Source organism: Planctomycetota bacterium (assembly GCA_035574235.1).
Lineage (GTDB): Bacteria > Planctomycetota > MHYJ01 > MHYJ01 > JACPRB01 > DATLZA01.
In genome coordinates, this window is the sequence record DATLZA010000082.1 from 1 (window position 1) to 2,712 (window position 2,712).

Annotated in this window: 2 protein-coding genes; both read left to right on the forward strand. The window is 74.2% G+C overall.

Translation table 11 applies throughout. From position 1 onward, the window contains the following. Positions 1-901 (forward strand): hypothetical protein (locus VNO22_07220; GenBank protein ID HXG61144.1); only part of this gene is annotated, 901 nt, incomplete at its 5' end. Between the two features lie 84 nt (positions 902-985). After that, on the forward strand, positions 986-2,712 hold a 1,727-nt coding region (locus VNO22_07225; protein ID HXG61145.1), incomplete at its 3' end, for a hypothetical protein.

The window sequence follows — 2,712 nt, forward strand, 5'->3', positions numbered from 1 at the left end:
GGCGGCGCGGGTGCGGTTCGAGGCGCAGAAGGCGCTGGCGCGGGCGGCGATCGAGCTTCTGGGGCGGGCGCCCGCGGAGGGAGTTCCGGAGCCGCCGCTTCGGAGGATCGAGCTTTCCTTGCGGCCGGATCGGCGCGGGGCGGAAGGGACCTTCGAGCTCAAGCCGGAGGAGGTCGCCTACCGGGTGGTGGTGGAGGACGACTTCGGGTTCGGCAACGCCGTTCCCCCCAAGCGGTCGCTGACGGTCGTTCCCGACGAGCCGCCGCGGGTTCTTCTTCTGCCGGAGCGCTTCGGACGGCCGGGGGAGGAAGGGCTTTCGGAGGAGGGCGAAGTCGAAGGGATGCCGGTGCCGATCGGGAGCGCCATCCGGATCGCCTACTATGCGGCGCATCCGTACGGTCTGGATCGGGCGCGGCTGGTCTACCGCGTGGTGAAGGCGCGGGCGTCGGGGGAAACGGGAACCGGCGCGCCGCCGGAGGCGCCCTGGATTCCCCTGCCCCTCAAGGAAGTGCGGGGGACTCCGGAGGCCGGGCCGTTCGATCTGCGCCTGGGGCTCTTCCGCAACAGCGGCTTCCGGGACGTGGTGGAGTTTCATCCGCTTCCCTCGCCCGATCCGGATCGGGTTCCGGGGAGGACGGAAGGGGGCGGGTGCTTCGATTTCCACACAAAGGCGGTTGCGGATCTTCAGGTGGGGGATCACATCGAGTTCGCCGTGGAGGTTTTCGCGCGCAACCCCGCGCTCGCGGACCAGCCGGGGCGTTCGGAGGTGCGGGCCAAGGCGGTGGTGACGCAGGCGCAGTTCGTCTCCTGGGTCCTCGAGACGCTGGGCCACGAGCGCCGGATCCGCCAGCTCGAGGCGCGCCAGCGGGGCGTCTTCGCCCCCGAGGGGACCGACCGCTGAGGGGCGGGAAAGGGTCTCTCCGGCCCGCGGATTCCGTGTAATGGACGGCCCCCGGGCGGCTATCTTCGCCTTGGAGGTGAAGGGATGAGCTCGATCCTCGCGCTTGCGGCCCTTCTGGGGGCCGTCCAGGAAGACACCGCCGCCCAGCAGGAAATCCAGCGCCGCGTCCGGGCGGAAACGGACGTCACCGCCCGCCGCGTCGAGACCATGGTCCGCGCGCTCCTTTTCCACCGGCTCGACCAGGTGCAGGAGCGCCGCGTTCTGGAGGAGGTCGCGGGGACTCTTTCCACCCTCAGCCGCGAAGAGATGGCGCGCGTTCTTGAGCGCCTCCGGGCCGCCGCCGCGGCCCCGGACGCCGACAAGGCCCGGGCCGAAATCGACGCCGCCTACGTCCACCACCGCCGCATCCTCGAGGCCCTCGAGCGGCTGCTGTCGCGCTACGACGCCGTGCGGGATCTGGAGCAGGCCGCCGAGCGCCTGGAACGCGCCGCCGCGGAGGAGCTGGAGCTTTCGCTGCGCACGGCCGAGCACGCCCGGGAGTCCGCGCGGATGGCGGCGCGGGAGAAGGCCGAGGAAGAGGCCCGCCGCCGCAGCGCCGAGGCCGTCCAGGACTTCGAGCGCCAGGGACGCGAACTTCAGGAACAAAAGAAGAAGCTCGACGAAGAGCTCGCGCGCGCCCGAAAGCGCGTCCAGGATCTCCAGGCGGAGGCCGCGCGTCTTTCGAAAGAGAAACCTCAGGATCCCCAGGAGCGCGAGCGGCGGGCGAAGGACCTGCGCGAGCGGACGCAGGCCGCCGAGCGGGAACGGGCGGCGCTCGAGAAGCGGGCCCGCGAGACTCAGGAGGAACTGGCCCGCGTCGAGCGGGAACGCGCCCGCGCCCAGGAGGCGGAGAAGCGCGAGCGCGCGCGGCAGGAAGACCGCCGCCGGATCGAGCGCGCGATCCAGGCTTCCGTGGAGCGCGTGGCCGACGACCAGGGGGACCTGGAGCGGCGGGTGCGCGAGACGTTCGCGCAGCTCGCCGCGCTCAAGGCCGGGCTGCCCGCGGAGCACCAGGAGCGGCTGCGCGCCGCGGAAGAGCGCGCCGCCGAGCGGGGTCTCCCGAAGGTCCTGGAGGAGGCGGCCCGGAAGTTGCGCGCCTCGGGCGACTGGGAGCGCCGGCAGGCGCAATGGCGGGCCGCGCGCGAGCAGCAGGCGAAGGCGGCCGCGGATCTGCGGGACCTGGCGCGCGCGCTCCGGGCGCCGCTCGGGGAGCTCGACGCCCTGCGCGAGGCCCGCGCCCGGATCGAGCGCGCGCTCGAGGAGCAGAAGGCCCTCGCCGCGGAGGCGGCCCGTCCGCCTGAGTCGCGCGAGGCGGAGGAGGCGCTGCGCGATCAGGAGCCCGCCGCCCGGCCCCAGCAGGAGGCCGCCGCGCGCCTCGAGGAGGCGCTGCGCGACGTGGACCGCCGGATCGCCGAGGCGGAGAAGGCGCGGGAGAATCCGCTGGCCGCCCTTCAGCGGACGGCCGAGGCGCTGGATCGCCTGATCGAGGACCAGAAAGAGGCGCGCCAGGCGACGCAGGAGGCGCCCTCCAAGGATCTGCCGAACCTGGCGCCCCGGCAGCAGGAGCTGGCGGCGCGGGCGGAGGAGCTGCGCCGCGACGCGGCGGCCGCCGCGCCCAAGGGCGCCTCGCCCCTCGAGGAGGCGGCGCGCGCCATGGAGAAGGCCGGGGAGGCCCTCCAGGCCCGCAACGCGTCCCAGGCCGCCGCCCGGCAGGATCAGGCGCTCCAGGCGCTCCAGGAGGCGCGCGCGGCGCTCGCGGAGGCGGGGCAGGC